Source organism: Nocardioides sp. GY 10113, from assembly GCF_004919105.1.
Taxonomy (GTDB): Bacteria; Actinomycetota; Actinomycetes; order Propionibacteriales; family Nocardioidaceae; genus Nocardioides.
In genome coordinates, this window is sequence record NZ_STGK01000023.1 from 18155 (window position 1) to 40098 (window position 21944).

General features: G+C 72.1%; 23 protein-coding genes and 1 tRNA gene. 23 read left to right on the top strand and 1 reads right to left on the bottom strand.

Features of this window, described 5'->3' with window-relative positions; translation table 11 throughout:
- Positions 1–3 precede the first annotated feature (3 nt).
- The 23 genes from E8D34_RS19805 to E8D34_RS19910 all read left to right on the top strand — a co-directional run bounded on the left by E8D34_RS19805 (position 4) and on the right by E8D34_RS19910 (position 21696).
- A complete protein-coding gene (locus E8D34_RS19805; RefSeq protein ID WP_136595366.1) occupies positions 4–1254 on the top strand; it encodes a glutamate-5-semialdehyde dehydrogenase in 1251 nt (416 codons plus the stop codon).
- Positions 1255–1319: 65 nt separating this feature from the next.
- The gene (locus E8D34_RS19810; protein ID WP_136595365.1) at positions 1320–1985 is read left to right on the top strand and encodes a CDP-alcohol phosphatidyltransferase family protein; all 666 of its coding nucleotides are present in this window, start codon (positions 1320–1322) and stop codon (positions 1983–1985) included.
- Positions 1982–2443: a VTT domain-containing protein gene (locus E8D34_RS19815; protein WP_136595364.1), complete on the top strand. Its 462-nt coding sequence runs from the start codon at positions 1982–1984 to the stop codon at positions 2441–2443. The genes E8D34_RS19810 and E8D34_RS19815 overlap by 4 nt, the downstream gene beginning before the upstream one ends.
- A 102-nt stretch (positions 2444–2545) precedes the next feature.
- Positions 2546–2704, top strand: a complete 159-nt coding sequence (locus tag E8D34_RS20960; RefSeq protein WP_168929448.1) for a hypothetical protein — start codon at positions 2546–2548, stop codon at positions 2702–2704.
- Between the two features lie 69 nt (positions 2705–2773).
- The gene (gene nadD, locus E8D34_RS19820) at positions 2774–3400 is read left to right on the top strand and encodes a nicotinate-nucleotide adenylyltransferase (protein WP_136595363.1); all 627 of its coding nucleotides are present in this window, start codon (positions 2774–2776) and stop codon (positions 3398–3400) included.
- A 19-nt stretch (positions 3401–3419) separates the two neighbouring features.
- Complete coding sequence (rsfS, locus tag E8D34_RS19825) at positions 3420–3815, top strand: ribosome silencing factor (protein WP_136595362.1); 396 nt, start codon at positions 3420–3422, stop codon at positions 3813–3815.
- A gap of 4 nt (positions 3816–3819) precedes the next feature.
- Positions 3820–4425, top strand: a complete 606-nt coding sequence (locus E8D34_RS19830; protein ID WP_136595361.1) for a histidine phosphatase family protein — start codon at positions 3820–3822, stop codon at positions 4423–4425.
- A gap of 116 nt (positions 4426–4541) precedes the next feature.
- Positions 4542–4614, top strand: a tRNA-Ala gene (locus tag E8D34_RS19835).
- A gap of 146 nt (positions 4615–4760) precedes the next feature.
- Positions 4761–5393, top strand: coding sequence for a YgjV family protein (locus E8D34_RS19840; RefSeq protein ID WP_136595360.1), 633 nt, complete (start codon positions 4761–4763; stop codon positions 5391–5393).
- A 59-nt stretch (positions 5394–5452) separates the two neighbouring features.
- Entirely contained in the window at positions 5453–6481 is a 1029-nt protein-coding gene (locus E8D34_RS19845; protein WP_206056736.1) for a LacI family DNA-binding transcriptional regulator, read from the top strand.
- A gap of 16 nt (positions 6482–6497) precedes the next feature.
- Entirely contained in the window at positions 6498–7556 is a 1059-nt protein-coding gene (locus tag E8D34_RS19850; protein WP_206056735.1) for an aldose epimerase family protein, read from the top strand.
- Between the two features lie 151 nt (positions 7557–7707).
- The gene (locus tag E8D34_RS19855) at positions 7708–8700 is read left to right on the top strand and encodes an ABC transporter substrate-binding protein (RefSeq protein ID WP_136595358.1); all 993 of its coding nucleotides are present in this window, start codon (positions 7708–7710) and stop codon (positions 8698–8700) included.
- Positions 8701–8828: 128 nt separating this feature from the next.
- Positions 8829–10400 carry a sugar ABC transporter ATP-binding protein gene (locus E8D34_RS19860; RefSeq protein WP_136595357.1) on the top strand — a complete coding sequence of 524 codons (1572 nt, stop codon included), beginning with the start codon at positions 8829–8831 and terminating at the stop codon, positions 10398–10400.
- Positions 10393–11448 carry an ABC transporter permease gene (locus E8D34_RS19865; RefSeq protein ID WP_206056734.1) on the top strand — a complete coding sequence of 352 codons (1056 nt, stop codon included), beginning with the start codon at positions 10393–10395 and terminating at the stop codon, positions 11446–11448. Before E8D34_RS19860 ends, E8D34_RS19865 begins: the two co-directional genes overlap by 8 nt.
- Positions 11445–12446, top strand: a complete 1002-nt coding sequence (gene yjfF, locus E8D34_RS19870; protein WP_136595356.1) for a galactofuranose ABC transporter, permease protein YjfF — start codon at positions 11445–11447, stop codon at positions 12444–12446. The genes E8D34_RS19865 and yjfF overlap by 4 nt, the downstream gene beginning before the upstream one ends.
- Positions 12443–13486, top strand: a complete 1044-nt coding sequence (locus E8D34_RS19875) for a LacI family DNA-binding transcriptional regulator (protein WP_206056733.1) — start codon at positions 12443–12445, stop codon at positions 13484–13486. The genes yjfF and E8D34_RS19875 overlap by 4 nt, the downstream gene beginning before the upstream one ends.
- 5 nt (positions 13487–13491) lie before the next feature.
- Complete coding sequence (gene araB / locus E8D34_RS19880) at positions 13492–15156, top strand: ribulokinase (protein WP_136595355.1); 1665 nt, start codon at positions 13492–13494, stop codon at positions 15154–15156.
- Between the two features lie 2 nt (positions 15157–15158).
- Positions 15159–15848 (top strand): L-ribulose-5-phosphate 4-epimerase, encoded by a 690-nt coding sequence (locus E8D34_RS19885; protein WP_136595354.1) that lies wholly within the window; start codon positions 15159–15161, stop codon positions 15846–15848.
- Positions 15849–15881: 33 nt separating this feature from the next.
- Positions 15882–17414 carry an L-arabinose isomerase gene (gene araA, locus E8D34_RS19890; RefSeq protein WP_136595353.1) on the top strand — a complete coding sequence of 511 codons (1533 nt, stop codon included), beginning with the start codon at positions 15882–15884 and terminating at the stop codon, positions 17412–17414.
- A gap of 113 nt (positions 17415–17527) precedes the next feature.
- Positions 17528–18085 carry a DUF5994 family protein gene (locus E8D34_RS19895; RefSeq protein ID WP_136595352.1) on the top strand — a complete coding sequence of 186 codons (558 nt, stop codon included), beginning with the start codon at positions 17528–17530 and terminating at the stop codon, positions 18083–18085.
- Positions 18086–18327: 242 nt separating this feature from the next.
- Positions 18328–19155, top strand: coding sequence for a DUF1206 domain-containing protein (locus E8D34_RS19900; protein WP_136595351.1), 828 nt, complete (start codon positions 18328–18330; stop codon positions 19153–19155).
- A gap of 57 nt (positions 19156–19212) precedes the next feature.
- Positions 19213–20955 carry a phospholipase D family protein gene (locus E8D34_RS19905; RefSeq protein WP_136595350.1) on the top strand — a complete coding sequence of 581 codons (1743 nt, stop codon included), beginning with the start codon at positions 19213–19215 and terminating at the stop codon, positions 20953–20955.
- Between the two features lie 69 nt (positions 20956–21024).
- Positions 21025–21696: an enoyl-CoA hydratase-related protein gene (locus tag E8D34_RS19910; protein WP_136595349.1), complete on the top strand. Its 672-nt coding sequence runs from the start codon at positions 21025–21027 to the stop codon at positions 21694–21696.
- Positions 21697–21737: 41 nt separating this feature from the next.
- Here E8D34_RS19910 and E8D34_RS19915 read toward each other — a convergent pair.
- The coding region (locus E8D34_RS19915; protein ID WP_136596315.1) for a cupin domain-containing protein at positions 21738–21944 on the bottom strand (207 nt) is incomplete at its 5' end.

A 21944-nucleotide genomic window follows, 5' to 3' on the forward strand; every position in this document is an offset into this window, starting at 1 on the left:
CCGGTGAGCATCGCCGACGACGTCATCGACGCAGCCCGCGCCGCGCGGGTCGCCAGCAGGGAGCTGGCCCTGGCCACCCGGGCCCGCAAGGACACCGCGCTGGCGGCCATGGCCGCGGCGCTCCTGGAGCGCCGTACGGAGGTGCTGGAGGCCAACGGGCGCGACATCGCCGCGGCCGAGGCGGGCGGCACGCCGGCCAACATCATCGACCGGCTGCGCCTCACCGACGAGCGCCTCGAGGGGATGGCGCAGGGGTTGCGCGACGTCGCCGGCCTGGCCGACCCGGTCGGCGAGGTGATCCGCGGTGGCGTGCTCGCCAACGGCCTGGAGCTGCGGCAGGTGCGGGTGCCGTTCGGCGTGGTCGGCATGATCTACGAGGCCCGGCCCAACGTGACCGCCGACGCGGCCGGTATCTGCCTGAAGTCCGGCAACGCGGTGCTGCTGCGCGGCAGCTCCTCGGCGAAGGCCAGCAACGCCGCGATCGTCGCGGTGCTCCGCGACGCCGTCGCCACGACCGGCCTGCCCGCGGACGCGATCCAGCTGGTCCCGGGGGACACCCACGACTCGGTGAAGGCGCTGATGCGCGCCCGCGGCCACGTGGACGTGCTGATCCCGCGCGGCGGTGCCGGGCTGATCCGCTCCGTCGTCGAGGAGAGCACGGTTCCGGTGATCGAGACCGGGGTCGGCAACTGCCACGTCTACGTCGACCGGGCCGCCGACCTGGACAAGGCGCTCGCGATCGTGGTCAACGCCAAGACCCACCGGACCTCGGTCTGCAACGCCGCCGAGTCGCTGCTGGTGCACGCCGACGTGGCGGGGGAGTTCCTGCCGCGGGTCGTCTCCGCGCTGCAGGACGCCGGGGTGACCCTGCACGGCGACGCGGAGTTCGCGGCGTACGACGGTGTGGAGCCGGCCACGGACGAGGACTGGGCCCGCGAGTACCTGTCGCTCGACATCGCCGCCCGGGTCGTCGACGACCTCGACCAGGCGATCGAGCACATCCGCACGTGGTCCAGCCAGCACTCCGACGCGATCGTCACCGAGGACCAGGGGGCCGCGCGCCGGTTCGTGGCCGAGGTCGACTCCGCGGCGGTGCTCGTCAACGCCTCGACCCGGTTCACCGACGGCGGCGAGTTCGGGTTCGGAGCCGAGATCGGGATCAGCACCCAGAAGCTGCACGCGCGGGGGCCGATGGGGCTGCCCGAGATGACCTCGACGAAGTACGTCGTGGTCGGCGACGGCCACGTTCGCTGACCGTTCGCGCGCGCTCCGGGGGTGCGTTGACCGATCGCCACGGAGTGCGCGATAGGTTGCGCCTCATGGCAGGCTCCCCGGACCGGATCATGGCTGATCCGGCGACTGAACGACTCCTCACCGGGGCGACGGCGATCACCCTCGTCCGCACGGTGGCCACCCTGGTGCTGTCGCTGTGGGGCGCCTACGAGGGCAGCCTGACGCTGCTCGTGGTGGGCCTGGTCGTGTACTGGGTCGGGGACACCCTCGACGGCGAGTGGGCGCGCTGGTTCGACTGCGAGACCCGGATCGGCGCGGTCGTCGACATGCTCTGCGACCGGCTCAGCTGCGCTGCGTTCTACCTCGGGCTGGCCTGGCTGCAGCCGTCGGGCCTGTTCAGCGACGAGCCGATGACGCTGGTGGCGCTGCCGGTGGCGGTCTACCTGTTCGAGTTCATGGTGATCGACATGTACCTGTCGATGGCCTTCCTCGCCTGGCCGATCCGCAGCCCCAACTACTTCCACGTCGTGGACCGGCGGATCTACCTGTGGAACTGGTCGCGCGTGGGCAAGGCCGCCAACTCCGGCCTGTTCGCCGTGCTGCTCCTGGTCACCGGCTGGGTCTGGCTCGGCCTGGTGATCGCGATCGCCCTGCTGGTGCTGAAGTGCGTCTCGCTGCGCTGGCTCCTCCAGCTCGGCCTTCCCGTCCCGACCGTCGGCGGTGCCCTCCGGGAGGGAGCCGCGGCGCGATGATCCTGTGGCTGGCCACGTTCGCCTTCAGCATCGCCTCCGCACTGCTCCCGTTCCTGCCGATCGAGGTCTACATCGTCGGCGCCGGCTCGGCGGTGGCCGGCACCGGGGAGGCGATCTGGCTGGGGGTGGCCGCCGGGGCGGGCGCCACGGTCGGCAAGGTCGTCTGGTACCAGGCGGCGCGGCTCGGGATCGACTCCGCGTGGGCGCAGCGCAAGCTCTCCTCGCCCAAGGTGCGGGCCGGCTACGAGAAGTGGGTCGCGCGTGCCCACGGCCGGCCCTGGTACGCCGCCGGGATCATGTTCCTCGCCGCCTCGGCCGGCATCCCGCCGCTGCTGGTGATGTCCGCCGTGGGCGGGATCCTGAAGATGCCGATGTGGATCTTCCTGCCGACGGTCTTCCTGGGCCGCACGCTGCGCTTCTCGCTGCTCTTCCTGGGCGTCGACCTCGCGATCCACTGAGCACCGCCGCGGACGCCGGTGGTGCCGCCGTCCGGACCGCCGTCCGGGCCGGCGCTCCGGCCCGACTCCGCGCCAGGCGCGCGCTTCGATAGGATCCGCACCATGCTGATCAACCAGACCGCGCTCGCTCTCGTCCAGGCCGCCGAGGAGCACTCCGAGGGCGGGCTCAACCCGTGGGTCGTCGGCGGTGGCACGCTGGCCATCCTCCTCCTGCTGCTGGTCGGCCTGCTGGCGTTCGCCGGCGGGCGCGAGCACAGCTGAGACCGCAGCGGAGCCTGCGACGGATGAGGCCGGCCGAGGGTCCGATGAGGGCCGCATGAGGCCGGTCCGATGACCGGCCCGACACCGGCGCGGCGACCCCGGATCGGGGTGATGGGTGGCACCTTCGACCCCATCCACAACGGCCACCTGGTCGCTGCCTCCGAGGTCCAGGGGTGGTTCGACCTCGACGAGGTCGTCTTCGTGCCCACCGGTCGCCCCTGGCAGAAGGCGTCCCGGGAGGTCTCCCCGGCCGAGCACCGCTACCTGATGACGGTGATCGCCACCGCCGCCAACCCGCGGTTCACCGTCAGTCGGGTCGACATCGACCGCGAGGGCCCGACCTACACCACGGACACCCTGCGCGACCTGCGCGCCGAGCGGCCCGACGCCGACCTGTACTTCATCACCGGCGCCGACGCGCTGACCGACATCTTCAGCTGGCGGGACGCGGACGAGCTGTTCGAGCTCGCCCACTTCGTCGGCTGCACCCGCCCGGGCGCGGAGATGGATCCGTCCACGCTCTCCGCGATGCCCCCGGACCGGGTCACCATGCTCGAGGTGCCCGCCCTGGCCATCTCGTCCACCGACTGCCGCAGCCGGCAGTCCCAGGGACAGCCCGTCTGGTACCTCGTGCCCGACGGCGTCGTCCAGTACATCACCAAGCACCGGCTCTACCGTCCCGTCGCGGACGCGTAGTGCCGTCGTCAGGAGAAGCATGACCGCCACCGACCACGCCGTCGGACTCATCCGGACCGCCGCGCTCGCCGCCGCCGACAAGCTCGGCACCGACGTCGTCGCCTTCGACGTCAGCGAGCAGCTGGCGATCACCGACGCCTTCCTGCTCGTCTCGGGCGCCAACGACCGTCAGGTCAACGCGATCGTCGACGAGGTCGAGGACAAGCTCCGCGAGGTCGGGGCCAAGCCGATCCGTCGCGAGGGCGCCCGCGACGGTCGTTGGGTGCTGCTCGACTACGGCGACATCGTCGTGCACGTCCAGCACACCGAGGAGCGGCAGTTCTACGCGCTCGAGCGGCTCTGGCGCGACTGCCCGACCATCGAGCTGCCGGCCGAGGTGCGCGCGCCGCACGGCACTGGCGACGCCGGGGCCTGAGCGCGTGCCGCGGCGCCTCGTCCTGCTCCGCCACGGTCAGACCTCCTGGAACGCCGCGAAGCGGATCCAGGGGCACCTCGACGCGCCGCTGAACGACACCGGGCGGCTGCAGGCCAAGGCCGTGGCGCCCGTGGTGGCCGGGTTCGGGCCCGCGGCGATCTGGTCCTCGGACCTGTCCCGGGCCCGGGACACCGCCCAGGCGGTCGCCGACGAGACCGGGCTCGTGCCGTCGTACGACGCCCGGTTGCGGGAGTTCCACCTGGGGGAGCGGGAGGGGCTCACCCACGCCGAGTACGCGGCGGTCGATCCCGAGGGCTTCGCGCGCTTCAAGACCGGCGACTGGTCGCACGTGGTGGGGGCGGAGTCGGCGGAGGCCGTGGCCGAGCGCTTCGTCGCCGCGCTGCACGACGCCGTCGCGGCGCTCGGGACGGACGGGACCGGCGTCGTGGTCTCCCACGGCGCCGCGACCCGCACCGGGATCGTCACGTTCCTCGGGTGGCCGCTGGAGCTCGGCGGCGAGCTGCGGGGCATGGAGAACTGCGGCTACGCGGTGCTCGAGGAGCGTTCCGTGGGCGGTTGGCGGCTCGCGGCGTACAACCTCACGGCGTGACCGGACGCGGTGCCGGAGGCCCCGTCGGCGCGAAGGTGGCCCCCGATTTCGTCGTTCAGAATCGGTGTTGCTAATGTTCTTCTCGTCGCCCGGAGACGGGGACGACAACAGAACACGGGGGTGTGGCGCAGCTGGTAGCGCACCTGCATGGCATGCAGGGGGTCAGGGGTTCGAGTCCCCTCACCTCCACCGTAGGCAGAAGGCCGGACCGAATGGTCCGGCCTTCTGGCGTTTCGGGACACCTCGTCCGCTGGGGACGTCGTGCGCCGGTCGACTCGAGCGTGCCGACCGGGCGTAGCCGGCCGCGTCGACCCGTACGGGGGTAGCCTGCCCGGGTGACCTGGCTCGGCGAGCACTGGCTCAGCCTGTTCGGCTGGCTCGGGAGTGCGCTGCTGATCGTCTCGCTGCTGCAGACCCGGGTCCTGCGGTTCCGGCTCCTCAACCTGTCCGCGTCGGTCATCCTGGTGATCTTCAACGCGCTGGTCGCCGTGTGGCCGATGGTCGGGATGAACCTCGCCACGAGCGCGATCAACATCTTCTTCATCACCAGGATGCTCCGCGGCCGGCACTCCGAGGCGGCGTACCAGGTGCTCGAGGTCGGCGCCGGCGATGCCTACCTGCGCCACTTCCTCGGTGTGCACGAGGCCGACATCGCGCGGCACCAGCCCGGGTTCTCGGCCGGCGGGCTGGGGGAGGGCGATCTCGCGTTCCAGGTGCAGACCGGCGATGAGACGGTGGGCGTGGTGCTGATCCGGCGCGAGGGCGAGGTGGCCCAGGTGCTGCTGGACTACGTGACTCCGCGGTTCCGTGACTTCACCCCGGGGGAGTTCGTCTGGCGGCAGGCGCCCCGGCTGCGGGACCGGGGCTTCCGGAAGGTGGTGACGCCGCCGGGGATGCTGGCCCCGTACTACCACCACCTGCCCCAGGACTGGCGCCCGGTGGGGCCCGCCTACGAGCTGGGGCTGTAGCGCCTGCCGGCCCGGCTGCCGCGGCCCATCGCGCGCGGCTCGCAACTACGATGCCGAGCATGAGCGCGTCGGGGAGTCGGAGCAGGGAGCGGTCGCCGAGCATGGCGAAGGTCGCGGAGCTGGCCGGCGTCTCGCACCAGACGGTGTCCCGGGTGCTCAACGAGTCGCCGCTGGTCAAGGAGGAGACCCGCGCTCGGGTGCTGGACGCCATCGAGCAGCTGGGCTACCGGCGCAACAACGCCGCGCGGATGCTGGCGACCAACCGCTCCGGGCGGATCGGGATGATCTCGGCGCACCTCGCGCTGCACGGGCCGAGCATGATCGCCGTCTCCGTCCAGGAGGCCTGCCACGCCGCGGGGTACGACCTCTCGCTGGTCGGCCTGTCGGACTTCTCCGCCGGGTCGCTGCGGAGCGCGGTCGACCGGCTCCTCGACGAGGCGGTCGAGGCGCTGGTCGTCGCGGTCGCGCACCGCGACGCGACGGCGCTGGTGACCTCGCTGGAGCTGCCGGTCCCGGTGGTGCTCGTCCAGGGGGTCAGTGAGGGCGAGCCGATGGCGGCCGGCATCGACCAGGAGGCCGGCGCCCGCCTGGCGACCGACCACCTCCTCGACCTCGGCCACCGGCACGTCGCCCACGTCACCGGGCCGGCGGACTGGGTGGAGGCCGGGCAGCGGCGCGACGGCTGGCGCGCTGCCCACGAGGCGCGGTCCCTCCTGCCGGGGCCCGAGATCGCCGGCGACTGGTCCCCGCGCAGCGGTTACGAGGCGGGCGTGCTGATCGCCGATGATCCCGACGTGACGGCCGTCTTCGCGGCGAACGACGGGATGGCGCTCGGCGTGCTCAAGGCGCTGCACGAGCGCGGCCTCGACGTACCCGGCCGGGTGAGCGTGGTCGGCTTCGACGACATCCCCGAGGCGGCGTACTTCTGGCCGGGACTGACCACCGTCAGCCAGGCGTTCTCCGTGTTGGGGCGTCGGGCGGTCGACCTCGCGCTGCGCACCCTCGATGGCGAGGTCGCACCCGTCGCCGCCCTGGTGGCGCCGCAGCTCGTCGTCCGCTCCTCGACGGCCGCGCCGCGGTCCGCGTGATGTTAACGTTCACACCGTGATCGACGCTGCCGGACCGACCGAGGTCGGCGTCCTGGACGATGGTCGCGCGGTCCACCGGATCACCCTCGGACGAGCCCCCGGCGTGGTGCTCGAGGCGCTCACGCTGGGCGCGTCGGTGCACCGCCTCGAGGTCAGCGGCCCGGGCGGCGTACGCCGCAACGTGGTCCTCGGCCACGCAACGATCCAGGACCGGTTGGCCGGCGGCGCCTACCTCGGTGCGACGGTGGGGCGCTACGCGAACCGGATCGCGCACGGACGCTTCCCGCTGGACGGGCGCGAGGTGGTGGTCGGCGTCCACGACCGCGGCCACAGCCTGCACGGAGGGCCGGACGGGTTCGACCGCCGGGTCTGGGAGGTCGTCGCCCACGGCCCGGACGAGGTCACCCTGCGCCTGGTCAGCCCGGACGGCGACCAGGGCTTCCCGGGGGAGGTGGTCGCGACGGTCCGCTACGTCGTGGCCGGCGACGTCGTCCGGGTCGAGATGGGTGCCACCGTCGATGCGCCGACGGTCGTGAACCTGACCAACCACGCGTACTTCAACCTGGACGGCGAGGGCGCGGGCACCGTCGACGACCACCTGCTGACGGTCGCGGCCGACGAGTACACGCCGGTGGACGGCGGCAGCATCCCCGTGGGTGACCACGCCCCGGTCGACGGCACCCCGTTCGACCTGCGCACCCCGGTGCGCCTGGGGGCCGTGGTCCGCTCGGGGCATCCGCAGGTCCTCGGGTCCGGAGGCATCGACCACAACTTCGTCGTCCGGGGTACGGGGATGCGCCGGCACGCCTCGCTGGAGTCCCCGCGCTCGGGGATCCGGCTCGACCTGTCCTCCGACCAGCCGGGACTACAGGTCTATACCGGCAACTTCCTCGCCGGCTCGCCCGCCTCGACCTCGGGCGTGAGGTATCGGCAGGGCGACGGGATCGCCCTCGAGCCGCAGCTCTACCCGGACACGCCCAACCGGCCCGCGTGGCCGTCTGCCCAGGTCGCGCCGGGTGACACCTACGCGGCCACGCTGCAGTGGGCCTTCTCGAGGTCGCGGCGCCAGGCCTGAGGCCCGCGCTCGGGTGAATCGGGTGAGCGCTCACATTTTGCCCGGCCAATCTGCCGGAGAGCCTTGACGCGCTCGAATGTTAGCGCTCACACTCGACCAACAGTGACAGAGGTCACACAGGGCCCGAGCCCCCTGATCTGGAGGATGAGCAGTGATCAAGAAGACCCTGATCGCGGCGAGCGCGATCTCCCTGAGCGCCTTCGCGCTCACCGCATGCGGAGCCGGCGCCGACTCGCCCGACTCCGACTCGGACGACACGATCGTCATGGGCTTCGCCCAGGTCGGCGCCGAGAGCGGATGGCGCACCGCCAACACCAAGTCGATCCAGGAGTCCGCCGAGGACGCCGGCATCGAGCTGAAGTTCACCGACGCCCAGGGCAAGCAGGAGAACCAGATCCAGGCGATCCGGTCCTACATCCAGCAGAAGGTGGACGTCATCGCGTTCAGCCCGGTCGTCGAGACCGGATGGGACGCGGTGCTGCAGGAGGCCAAGTCCGCCGGCATCCCGGTGATCCTGACCGACCGCGCCGTCGACTCCGACGACACCTCGCTCTACGAGTCGTTCCTCGGCTCCGACTTCGTCGTCGAGGGCGAGAAGGCCGGCCAGTGGCTGGTCGACAACGCCGGCGATGCCGACGTCGACGGCGACGGCACCATCAACGTGGTCCAGCTCGAGGGCACCACGGGCGCCGCACCGGCCATCGACCGTGCCGACGGCTTCGCGGACGTCATCTCCGCCGATCCGTCCATCAAGGTGACCGCCTCCCAGACCGGCGACTTCACCCGCGACGGAGGCAAGAAGGTCATGGAGTCCTTCCTGCAGTCCGACGACACGATCGACGTCGTCTACGCCCACAACGACGACATGGGCCTGGGCGCCATCGAGGCGATCAAGGCGGCCGGGCTCACGCCGGGCAAGGACATCATGATCATCACCGTCGACGCGGTGCACGACGGGATGCAGGCGCTCGCCGACGGCGAGATCAACTACATCGTCGAGTGCAGCCCGCTGCTCGGTCCCCAGCTGATGGAGATCGCCCAGAAGGTCGTCGCCGGCGAGGAGGTGGAGGAGCGGATCCTGACCGAGGAGACGACCTTCACCCAGGCCGAGGCGAAGGAAGCGCTGCCGGACCGTCAGTACTGACACCGGACGACCCCGGTAGCACCGGCCACGCGACTCCGGGCCCGCTCGAACGATCTTCGGGCGGGCCCGGCACCACGGGCCGTCCGTGTCGCCGGCAGCACGAGCAGTCAGCAGGGGAGAGGAACGAGATGACGCAGATGGACGTGCAGACCTCCGCGGCAGCCGTCGACCGCGGCCGACCTGTCATCGAGATGCGGGACATCTCCATCACCTTCGGCGCGGTCCAGGCCCTGAGCGAGGTCTCCGTGCGGATCCACCCGGGTGAGGTCCACGCCCTGATGGGGGAGAACGGCGCGGGCAAGTCGACGCTGATCAAGGCCCTCACCGGCGTCTACAGCATCGACGCCGGCCAGGTGCTGGTCGATGGCGAGGAGCGCGAGTTCCACTCGCCCGCGGCCGCGCAGGCCGCGGGCATCAGCACGGTCTACCAGGAGGTCAACCTGGTGCCGAACCTCTCGGTCGCCGAGAACATGCTGTTGGGCCGCGAGCCGCGGCGGTTCGGCGCGATCAACGTGCGCGCCATGAATCGCCAGGCCCGCGAGACGCTGGAGCGTCTCGGCCTGGACGTGGACCCCGCCTCGCTCCTCGGCGACCACCCCATCGCCATCCAGCAGCTGGTGGCGATCGCGCGGGCGGTCGACGTCGAGGCCCGGGTGCTGATCCTCGACGAGCCGACCTCCAGCCTCGACGCCGACGAGGTCGAGAAGCTCTTCGAGGTCATGCGGCGGCTGCGCGACCAGGGGGTCGCCATCGTCTTCGTCTCCCACTTCCTCGACCAGGTCTACGAGATCGCCGACCGGATGACGATCCTGCGCAACGGCCGGCTCGTCGAGGAGCGGATGGTCTCCGCGACCAGCCAGCTGGAGCTGGTGAAGCTGATGATCGGTCGGGAGCTGGAGTCGCTGGACCGACTGGAGCGACGGGGGACGCGCGAGACCTCGGGCGAGCGTGAGCCCGTCCTCCGTGCGCTCGGCATCGGCCGCAAGGGCTCCCTGGAGGCCACCGACCTCGCGCTCTACGAGGGCGAGGTGATCGGCCTGGCCGGCCTGCTCGGCTCGGGCCGGACCGAGCTCGCCCGGCTGCTCTTCGGTGCCGACACCTGCGACACCGGCGAGATCACCGTCCGCTCCGAGCGCCGCCGCTTCCGCAGCCCGCGGCACGCCATCGACCGCAAGGTGGCGTTCTCCAGCGAGGACCGCAAGGCCGAGGGCGTGGTCGGCGACCTCACCGTCGCGGACAACATGCTGCTCGCCCTGCAGGCCTCGCGCGGCTGGCTGCGGCCGATCCCGCAGGCGACGCGCAACGAGCTCGTCGACCGGTACGTCGAGGCGCTCGACATCCGGCCCGCCGACCCGACCCTGCTGATGCGCAACCTCTCCGGCGGCAACCAGCAGAAGGTCCTGCTCGCCCGGTGGCTGATCACCCAGCCCGAGGTGCTGATCCTCGACGAGCCGACGCGCGGCATCGACGTCGGCGCCAAGGCGCAGATCCAGGCCGAGGTCGCCGCGCTCGCCGCCCAGGGGATGTCGGTGGTCTTCATCTCCGCCGAGCTCGAGGAGGTGCTGCGCCTCAGCGACCGGCTGGTGGTGATGCGCGACCGACGCAAGATCGACGAGCGCGTCAACGAGGACGTCACCGTCGCCGACGTGCTGGAGACGATCGCTGGTGAGTCCCGGCTGGAGGAGGCGTCCGATGCCTGAGACGCTGACGACCGCGCAGCGCATGCTGCGTCACCCGCTCCTGTGGCCGTCGCTGGCCCTGGGCGTGCTGGTGGTGGTCAACCTGATCGCCAACCCGTCGTTCCTCAACGTCCGGATCCAGGACGGCCACCTCTACGGCAACCTCGTCGACATCGTCCGCAACAGCGCCCCGGTGCTGCTGATCGCGCTCGGCATGACGCTGGTGATCGCCACCCGCGGCATCGACCTCTCGGTCGGGGCGATCGCCGCCATCGCCGCCGCCGTCGCCTGCACCCGGATCGTGGGCGCCGGCGACGAGGCGGCGCTGTCGACCGCCGTCATGGCGATCACGTACGCCGTCGTCGTCTGCGTCCTGCTCGGTGCCTGGAACGGGTTCCTGGTGTCGGTGGCCGGCATCCAGCCGATCATCGCGACGCTGATCCTGATGGTCGCCGGTCGCGGCATCTCGATGGCCATCACCGACGGTCAGATCACCACCGTCAACAACCCGCACTTCAGCGACCTCGCCTCGGGGTACGTGCTCACCCTGCCGGTCGCGTTCATCCTCGCCCTCGCGGTCTTCGTGCTCACCGCGCTGCTGACCCGTCGTACCGCGCTGGGGATGCTGATCGAGGCGGTCGGCATCAACCCCGAGGCGAGCCGGCTGGCGGGGGTCCGTTCGCGCACGATCATCTGGACCGTCTACGCGTTCTCCGGCTTCTGCGCCGGGGTGGCCGGCCTGGTGATCGCGGCCAACACCAACTCCGTCAACGCCAACAGCCTCGGCCTGTGGATCGAGCTCGACGCCATCCTCGCGGTGGTGATCGGCGGCACCTCGTTGGCCGGCGGCCGGTTCTCGCTGACCGGCACCCTCATCGGCGCCCTCTTCATCGCGACGCTGGCCCGCACGATCCCGAACATCGGCATCCCGTCGGAGGCGAACTACCTGTTCAAGGCCGTCGTCGTGATCGCCGTCTGCCTCCTGCAGTCGCCCCGGGCACGGGCGCTGCTCCGGGTCCGCCGGCGAGGCCCCGCCGTCCCCGTCCTCGCGAAGGGATCCGCCGCATGAGCACCGCCACCGTCCCCGCCGACTCGCTCTGGGACCGCGTCCGCGGCTACACGCCGCCGTCGCGCTACTACCCGGTCCTCGCGACGCTCGCGCTGTTCCTCGGGCTGTTCGCCGTCGGCGGCGTCCGCTACGAGGGGTTCGCCGACCCCCAGGTGCTGCTCAGCCTGCTGATCGACAACGCCTTCCTGATCGTGCTGGCCGTCGGCATGACCTTCGTGATCCTCACCGGCGGCATCGACCTCTCGGTCGGGTCGGTCGTGGCGCTGTCGACCATGATCGCGGCGAAGACCCTGGAGATGGGCTGGTCGCCGTACCTGTCGATCGGGGCGGTCCTCAGCACCGGCATCCTCTTCGGCCTGCTGATGGGGCTGCTGATCCACTACTTCGACATCCAGCCCTTCATCGCCACGCTCGCCGGGCTCTTCCTGGCCCGCGGCCTGACCTTCCTGATCAGCGTCGAGTCGATCTCGATCAAGGACGCGACCTTCACCGAGTTCGCGTTCAAGACCGTCCGGGTCGGCGACTACTACCTGCGGTGGACGGCGATCGTCGCGCTGGTCGTGGTCGCGATCGGGATCTACGTGCTGGCTCGGACCCGGTTCGGCCGGACCGTGTACGCGATCGGCGGCAGCGAGAGCTCGGCGATGCTGATGGGTCTGCGGGTCGGGTTCACCAAGGTCGGCGTCTACGTGATCAGCGGCTTCTGCGCCGCGCTCGGCGGGCTGCTGTTCTCGTTCTACATCCTCTCCGGCAACAGCCTGCATGCCGTCGGCACCGAACTCGACGCCATCGCCGCAGTGGTCATCGGCGGCACGCTGCTCACGGGCGGGCGCGGCTACGTCGTCGGCTCGCTGCTCGGCGTGCTCGTGCTCGGCCTGATCCGGGTGCTCATCTCCTTCGACGGCACGTTGAGCTCGTACTGGGTCCGGATCATCACCGGCGTGCTGCTCCTCGCCTTCGTGCTCGTCCAGCGCTTCGCCACCCGGCGGCAGCGGTGACGGAGATCATCGGGCGCGGTCCGCTCGAGCGGACCCCGGTCATGGCGGACGTCGCACGCCTCGCCGGCGTCTCGCTCCAGACCGTCTCGCGCGTCGTCAACGGCCAGGGCAACCTGCGGCCCGAGACCCGGGAGCGGGTGCTCCTCGCGGTCCGCCAGCTCGGCTACCGGCCCAACTCCGCCGCCCGCGCCCTGGTCACGCGTCGCTCCGCCACCATCGGCGTGGTCGGTTCGCGTGGCGGCTACTGGGGGCCGACCACGGTGCACCGCACGATCCAGGCGGCGGGCCGCGAGGCCGGCTACTTCGTCAGCTCGGCCAACCTGCCCAGCCTGACCCGGGACGAGCTGGTCGACGCGATCGACCACCTGCGCGACCAGAGCGTCGAGGCCATCGTCCTCATCGGCGGCACCGACGACGCCCTCGCCGTCGCCCGGGAACAGGAGGACCTCGGCACCCCGGTGCTCGTGGTCGAGGGCGACCCGTCCCGGACCCGATGGACCGTCGGCGTCGACCAGGTGGCCGGCGCCGAGCTGGGCACCGCGCACCTGATCGAGCTCGGGCACACCGAGATCCTGCACCTCGGCGGGCCACCGTCGTGGACCGAGTCGCGCTCCCGCCAGACCGGCTGGCGCAACGCGATGCACGCCGCGGGGCTGCGCCCCGCGCCGCCGATCGAGGGGGACTGGTCGGCGCGCAGCGGCTACGAGGCCGGCACCGAGATCGCGCGCCGCGAGGACGTGACCGCGGTGTTCTGCGCCAACGACCAGATGGCGCTGGGGCTGCTCCGTGCGCTGTCCGAGGCGGGGCGCTCGGTCCCCGGCGACATCAGCGTCGTCGGCTTCGACGACATCCCCGAGGCGGCGTACCTGGTCCCGCCGCTGACCACCGTGCGCCAGGACTTCACCGCGGTCGGGCAGCGCGCCATCGAGATCATCCGGGCCGCCCTGGCCGGGGAGACCTGCCCCGACCGGCTGATCGCGCCCGAGCTCGTGGTGCGGGCCAGCAGCGCGTCGATCCCCCCAGCCAGGAAGAGGAAGTGACACCGATGTCGGAACCGGAGCAGTACGTGGTGGGGGTCGACTTCGGCACCCTCTCGGGACGGGCGGTGGTGGTCCGGGTCGCCGACGGCGCCGAGCTCGGCACGGCCGTGCACGAGTACCCGCACGCGGTGCTCGACACCCACCTGCCGTCGGGCCGCGGCCTCCCGCCCGAGTGGGCGCTGCAGGTGCCCGAGGACTACCGCGAGGTGCTGCGGACCGCGGTCCCGGCGGCGGTCGCCCAGGCCGGCATCGACCCGGCCGAGGTGGTCGGGATCGCGACCGACTTCACCGCCTGCACGATGGTGCCGTGCCTGGCCGACGGCACCCCGCTCGACGAGGCCGGCCACGCGGACCGGCCGCACGCCTACGTGAAGCTGTGGAAGCACCACGCGGCGCAGCCCCAGGCCGACCGGATCAACCGGCTGGCCGCCGACCGCGGCGAGGCCTGGCTGCCCCGCTACGGCGGCCTGATCTCCTCGGAGTGGGAGTTCGCCAAGGGACTGCAGCTCTTCGAGGAGGACCCCGAGCTCTACCACCTGATGGACCGGTGGGTCGAGGCGGCGGACTGGATCGTCTGGCAGCTGTGCGGGGAGTACGTCCGCAACGCCTGCACCGCCGGGTACAAGGGCATCTACCAGGACGGCCACTACCCCGATCGCGACTACCTCGAGGCGCTCGCCCCCGGATTCGGGTCGTTCGTCGAGGAGAAGGTCGCCCACCGGATCGGGCAGCTGGGTGAGCGAGCGGGTCGACTGACCGCGGAGGCCGCCGGTTGGACCGGGCTCCCGGAGGGGATCGCCGTCGCCGTCGGCAACATCGACGCGCACGTCACCGCGCCCGCCGCCCAGGCGGTGCGGCCGGGCCAGATGGTCGCCATCATGGGCACCTCGACGTGCCACGTGATGAGCGCCGAGGTGCTGCGCGAGGTGCCCGGCATGTGCGGGGTGGTCGACGGCGGCATCGTCGCCGGCTCGTGGGGCTACGAGGCCGGGCAGAGCGGCGTCGGCGACATCTTCGGGTGGTACGTCGCGAACGGCGTGCCCGGCTGGTGCGCCGATGCGGCCGGAGCGGCCGGCGAGTCGGTCCACGAGCACCTGACCCGGCTCGCCACCCGTCAGGCGGTGGGGGAGCACGGCCTGGTCGCGCTCGACTGGCACAGCGGCAACCGCTCGGTGCTCGTCGACCACGAGCTCTCCGGGCTGGTGATCGGCCAGACGCTGGCCACCCGGCCCGAGGACGTCTACCGGGCGCTGCTGGAGGCGACCGCCTTCGGGACGCGGGTGATCGTCGAGACGTTCCGCGACAGCGGCGTACCGGTCGAGGAGCTCATCGTCGCCGGCGGCCTGGCCAGGAACCCGCTGCTGATGCAGATCTACGCCGACGTCACCCGCCTGCCGCTGTCGGTCATCGACTCCGAGCAGGGGCCCGCGCTCGGCTCCGCGATCCACGCCGCGGTGGCGGCCGGCTGCTACCCGGACGTGCCGACCGCGGCGAAGGCGATGGGCAAGGTCCGCACGGCGGTCTACGTCCCCGACGAGGCCCGCGCGCAGGCCTACGACCGGCTGTTCGCGATCTACCTCGAGCTCCACGACCAGTTCGGGCGGCACTCCACCGCGATGCGCACGCTCAAGGCGCTGCGTCGTGCCGCCGTGGCGAGCAAGGAGGCCTGACCATGACCGCGCCCACCACCGCGGTGGCCGACGTCGCGGAGACCATCGCCGCCCTGCGCCGCGAGGTCTGCGCGCTGCACGCCGAGCTCACCCGCTACCGGCTGGTGGTGTGGACCGCCGGCAACGTCTCGGCACGCGTCCCCGGCCACGACCTGCTGGTGATCAAGCCGAGTGGCGTCTCCTACGACGAGCTGTCCCCGGAGAACATGGTGGTCTGCGACCTCGACGGTCGCGTCGTCGAGGGCGAGCACGCGCCGTCCTCCGACACCGAGGCGCAGGCCTACGTCTACCGCCACCTGCCGCACGTCGGCGGCGTCGTGCACACGCACTCGACGTACGCCACGGCCTGGGCCGCGCGCGCCGAGCCCGTGCCGTGCGTCCTCACCATGGGGGCCGACGAGTTCGGCGGCGAGATACCGGTCGGGCCGTTCGCGATCATCGGCGACGACTCGATCGGCCGCGGCATCGTGGAGACGCTGCGGGGGAGCCGCTCTCCGGCCGTGCTGATGCAGAACCACGGCGTCTTCACCATCGGCCCCACCGCCAGGGCGGCGGTGAAGGCGGCCGTGATGTGCGAGGACGTCGCGCGGACCGTCCACATCTCCCGCCAGCTCGGCACGCCGGTCCCGGTCGCCGCGCACCATATCGACTCCCTCTACGACCGCTACCAGAACGTCTACGGCCAGCGCTGAGCAGCGCGGTCCCCCCGAACGGAGTTCCCTGACATGACCACCCTGTCGGCCACGTCCACCGCCGGATCCACCGGTGTGCCCGAGGTCTGGTTCCTCACCGGCAGCCAGTCCCTCTACGGCCCCGAGACCCTCGATCAGGTCGCCGCCCAGTCGCGAGCGATCGCCGACCGGCTGGCCGCGACGCCGGGGCTGCCCGTGCGGGTGGTGTGGCAGCCCGTGCTGCTCGACGCGGCCTCGATCCACCGCCAGATGCTCGCCGCGAACAGCGCCCCGGAGTGCGTCGGCGTGATCGCGTGGATGCACACGTTCTCGCCCGCGAAGATGTGGATCGCCGGGCTGGACGCGCTGCAGGAGCCGTTGCTGCACCTGCACACCCAGGCCGACGCGGCGCTGCCGTGGGCGACCATCGACATGGACTTCATGAACCTCAACCAGGCCGCCCACGGCGACCGGGAGTTCGGCTACATCCAGTCCCGGATCGGCGTGCCGCGCAAGACCGTCGCCGGCCACGTCGAGTCGCCCGTGGTCACGGCGCGGATCGGCCAGTGGGCTCGGGCGTGCCTCGGCCGGCAGGAGCTGCGGAGTCTCCGGCTGGCCCGCTTCGGCGACAACATGCGCGACGTCGCCGTCACCGAGGGGGACAAGGTCGAGGCCCAGCTGCGGTTCGGCGTCTCGGTCAACACCTACGGCGTCAACGACCTGGTCGCGGTCGTCGACCAGGTCGCCGACGCCGACATCGACAAGCTCGTCGACGAGTACGCCGACACCTACTCGGTCGCGGTCGAGCTGCTGCCCGGCGGCGACCGGCACGAGTCGCTGCGCTACGGCGCCCGGATCGAGCTGGGGCTGCGCGCCTTCCTGGCCGACGGCGGCTTCGGCGCCTTCACCACCAACTTCGAGGACCTCGGAGGTCTGCGCCAGCTGCCGGGACTCGCGGTGCAGCGGCTGATGGCCGACGGCTACGGCTTCGGCGGCGAGGGGGACTGGAAGACGTCGGTCCTGCTGCGCGCCACGAAGGTGATGGCCGCCGGGCTGCCGGGCGGGACCTCGTTCATGGAGGACTACACGTACCACCTGGTGCCCGGCGAGGAGAAGATCCTCGGCGCCCACATGCTCGAGGTGTGCCCGACGATCACCTCGGCCCGCCCGTCGCTGGAGATCCACCCGCTGGCGATCGGCGGTCGCGAGGACCCGGTCCGGCTCCGGTTCACCGCCGACCCCGGCCCGGCCGTCGTCGCCGGTCTGTCCGACCTCGGCGACCGGTTCCGGCTGACGGTCAACGAGGTCGACGTCGTCGAGCCCGACGCGGCGCTCCCGATGCTCCCCGTCGCGTGCGCCGTCTGGCAGCCCCGCCCGAGCCTGTCCACCTCGGCGGAGTCCTGGCTGATGGCCGGCGCCCCGCACCACACCGTGCTGTCGAAGGCGATCGGGGTGGAGGTGCTGGAGGACTTCGCGGAGATGACCGGGACCGAGATCGTGGTGATCGACGCCGACACCACGCCCCGGTCGTTCCAGCGCGAGCTGCGCTGGAACGCGGCGTACCACCGGCTCGCCAGCCGCCTCTGACGTCTCGCGGCGGGCCGCCGGGACCCTTGCTCCGTCGGAGTAGGCTCAGGGGGACCGACCGAAGATGTGGCCTCCATCCCGGACGTCCCGTGCCGGTCGAGAGGCGGGCCGCCATGGCGACGTCGAACGGTCCTCACCTCGTCGCCGTCGCCGAGCCGATCGCGGCGAGCCGATCCCCGCTGCGGCTCCGGATGGCCCGCACCGCGGACGGCAACCACCTGGACGGCGGGTGGTGGCCCCAGAGCCGCGACCTGGCGGTGGAGCTGGCCGACCTCGTCGATCACTTCCCGCGGACCCTCGGTCGCGTGGTGCGCGCGTTGGTGTCACCGCCCGACTGGGACGCGGTGCCGCGCGTCGTCCGGGTCGGGGGGCGGTCGGTCAAGGTCGGCGCTTTCCCCCGCGACGACACGCACCTGATCCATCTGACGACCTCGGACCGGACCCTGCTCCACGTCCTGGTGGTGCCGCCCGGCTTCACGCCCGACCAGGGCGAGGAGGCGCTCCTGGCCGCCGCGACCTCCGGCAACGCCCACTCGGGCACTGAGCTGCTCCGTGAGGTCACCGAGCACCCGGATGTCGACCCGATGGACCACTGGAGCGACGACGGCGGCGCGTGGTGGGGTTCGGGCCGGCTCGCGCCCTCCTACCGGGTGGGAGAGCGGGGTAGGTGACCGACGCTGTGGCGGCGGTGCTGCTGGTGCGCCGTCGTACCGCTGGGCAGACCTGCCCATCACGCCGCGCGACCGACCGACCCGACCGACCGACCCGACCGACCTCGCCGGGCCGGCCGACCCGCGGCGGAGCCGGGGACCTTGCCGAGCGCCTTCGGCGGAGGACCGCCCCGCGGTGTCGGGCGGCGGCTCCTTCGACGGCCGAGGCGTAGCAGCGGCCGGAAACGGGTAGACCTCCTCACGTGAGGCAGACGTCGACGGGTCAGCACAGGTCAGGGTCAGGCGCGGCAGGCGCGAGCGGCTCCGCCAAGGGAGCGGTCGCCCGTGCGAACGACCATCCGGTCGTCGAGTGGGGCGCGCGTGCGGGGTTCGCCGCGAGCGGCGTGCTGCACCTGGTGCTGGCGTGGCTCACGGTCCAGGTGACCATGGGCTCGGGAGCGCAGGCGAGCCAGTCGGGCGCCGTCGCGACGCTGTCCCGGCAGCCGTTCGGGGAGGTCCTGCTGTGGTTGCTGGCGGTCGGCTTCGGCCTGCTCGCGCTCTGGCAGCTCACCGAGGTCGTCACCGGTGAGGAGCTGACCGACAAGGCGAAGGCCGGCGGCAAGGCGGTGATGTACGGCGCGCTGGCGTGGACGACCCTCACCTTCGCGCTCGGCGGGCACACCTCCAGCAACCAGCAGACCAAGGACTTCACCCGCACGCTGATGGACGCCCCCGCGGGCCAGGTGCTGGTCGGACTGCTCGGGGTGATCGTGGCCGGCATCGGCGCCTATCACGTCTACAAGGGGTGGACGCGGGGCTTCCTCGACGACCTCGAGGAGCACCCGGGCGGCTGGGCGGTCGTCGCCGGACGGATCGGGTACGTCGCGAAGGGCATCTCGCTCGGCGCGGTCGGCGTCCTGTTCGTGGTCGCGGCCGTGCGGCAGAAGGCCGGCGAGGCCACCGGGCTCGACGGGGCGCTGAAGTCGCTGCGCGACCTGCCCGCCGGCGTGGTGGTCCTGATCGTGATCGCGTTCGGGTTGGCGGCGTACGGCGTCTACTCGTTCGCGCGCGCCCGGTACGCCCGCGTCTGACCTGCGGGCGAACCTTTCCAGCCCGTGACGGTGTGCAGCGGGTCGAGGCTGAGCAGAATGGCCGTCGTGGATGTGACGCAGTGGTTCCTCATAAGTGCGGAGCGGGAGAACCCGCACACCGTGATCGACGCGGTGCGGGGCGACGGGACGGCGTGGAGCAGCGGCAACTCCGTCCGTGCGCTGGTCCACGGACGCGACTACTTCGCCGAGCTCCACGAGCGGATCTGCGCCCTCGGCCCCGGCGACCGGTTCTACTTCGCGGACTGGCAGGGCGACCCCGACCAGCGACTGACCGACGACCCCCGGTCCACCCTCAACGACACCCTGGTCGATGCCGCGCGGCGCGGCGTCGACGTCCGCGGGCTGCTCTGGCGCTCCCACTGGCGCCGGCTCGGCTTCAACTCCCAGCTGCACCGCCATCTCGGCGAGGAGATCGGCGAGGCCGGTGGCCAGTGCCTGCGCGACATGAGGGTCCGCACCCGCGGGTCGCACCACCAGAAGTTCGTGGTGATCCGTCACGCGTCCGACCCCGCGCGCGACATCGCCTACGTGGGCGGCATCGACCTGTGCCACGGCCGGCGCGACGACGACCGGCACCGCGGCGACGCGCAGCCGGTGGAGATGGCAAGCGCCTACGGCCCCCGCCCCGCCTGGCACGACGTGCAGGTGGCGATCCAGGGGCCGGCGGTCCACGACGTCGAGACGACGTTCCGTGAGCGTTGGGAGGACAGCACTCCGCTGACCGCGCACCCCGGGCGGCTGCTGACCAGCCTGCTGCACCGCGAGGAGCTGGTGCCCGCGCCGCTCGGCGCGCAGGCGCCGCCCCCGCCGCGGCGCCCCGGCGGCAACGAGGTCGTGCAGATCATGAGGACCTTCCCCGTCATCGCTCCGAAGCCCTACGACTTCGCGCCCGAGGGGGAGCGGTCGGTGATGCTCGGCAACACCAAGGCGATCGCACGGGCCGAGCGCCTGGTCTATGTCGAGGATCAGTACCTGTGGTCCGCCGAGGTCGGTGAGCACTTCGCGGGCGCGCTGCGTGACAACCCGGACCTGCGGCTGATCGTCGTGCTGCCGATGGTGCCCGACCGCGAGGGCGCCGCGGCCGAGGTGCCGCAGCTCTACGGTCGTTTCCTGGCGATGCAGAGGATCCTCGAGGCCGGCGGCGACCGGGTCGCCGTGTTCGGGCTGACCAACGAGGCCGGGATGCCGGTCTACGTGCACTCGAAGACCTGCATCATCGACCACCGCTGGGCCAGCGTCGGCTCGGACAACCTCAACCGCCGGTCGTGGACCAGCGACAGCGAGATCGCGTGCGCCGTGATCGACGAGCGCGGCGCGGCGGGCGACCCGGCGCCCGCCGACTCCTTCCCCCGCGTGCTGCTCCGGACCCTGGTCGCCGAGCACCTCGGCTGCCACCCCGACGAGGTGCCCGAGGATCCCCACGACCTCTTCGACGCGATGGTGTCGTGTGCCGACGCCCTCGATGCCTGGTACGACGGAGCCGGGCGCGACCAGCTCACGGGGGTGCGCGGTGTCATCTCGGCCAAGCGCCCGAGCCGTCCCGTGCCGGTGCCGCGGTCGGTGAGCCGGGTCCTCCCCGGCCACCAGCGTCGCCGGCGCCGCGTGGTGGAGCGCGCGGAGGAGTTCGCGGCCGGCGAGCACGACCGTGAGCGGCCCCCTGGTCGGCTGCGCCGGCTGGCCGCCCCCGAGCTCACCGCGCTCCAGCTGACCTGGGCGCCACGGCTCTACGACGCGCTGTTCGATCCGGACGGGCGGCCGCGCCCCGGGGTCGGGAACTAGGGGTGTCGCCGACCGTGGTCGGCGGCCTGGCATCCTGACCCGGTCGCCGCCATCGCCCGGAGGAGTGCCATGCCCACGCTCGACCGCACCGACAACGTCTTCGTCCTCGACCTCGGCGAGGACGAGAACCGCTTCCACCCGGACTGGTTGGCGGCGGTCGCCGATGCCCTCACCGAGGTGGAGCGGGCCTCCGGTCCGCGGGCGCTGGTCACCTCCGCCTCGGGCGGCAAGTTCTACTCCAACGGGCTCGACCTGGACTGGCTCGGGGCTCATCCCGATCGGTTCGAGTCCTACGTCGGCGACGTGCAGCGGATGTACGCGCGCCTGCTATCGCTGCCGGTGGTGACGGTGGCCGCGATCCCCGGCCACGCCTTCGCTGCCGGCGCCATGCTCGCGCTGTGCCACGACTTCCGGGTGATGCGTGAGGACCGCGGCTTCTGGTGCTTGCCGGAGGTCGACATCGACATCCCGTTCTCCCCGGGGATGAGTGCGCTGGTCCAGAGCCGGTTGACCCCGCAGACCGCCCACGAGGCGATGGTCACCGGGCGCCGGTACGGCGGCGGTGACGCCGTCGCGCGCGGCGTGGTCGACCACGCGACCGCGGAGGCGGACGTCCTCCCCGCTGCGATGGAGATGGCGCAGGCCAACGCGGCCAAGGCCGGTGGGACGCTGGGCACCATCAAGTCCCGGATGTACGCCGCCGCGCTGGCGGCCCTGCTGGACCCCCGCCCGGCCGGCTGACCGCCGAGAGTCGATCCGCGTCCCGGTCCCGGTCCGTCCCGTCAGGCGCTGCCGCTCCACGGGGCCGGTACGAGCACCCACACCACCTCGGCCGGGTCGGTGCTGGCGTTGGTCCACGTGTGCGGCTCGCCGCCGGAGAAGGTGAGGGCGTCGCCCGCCTCCAGCCGGTGGCTGCGGTCGCGGAAGCGCACCTCGACGCTCCCGGACAGCACGTGGAGCACCTCGAAATCGCAGTTGACGGTGTAGAG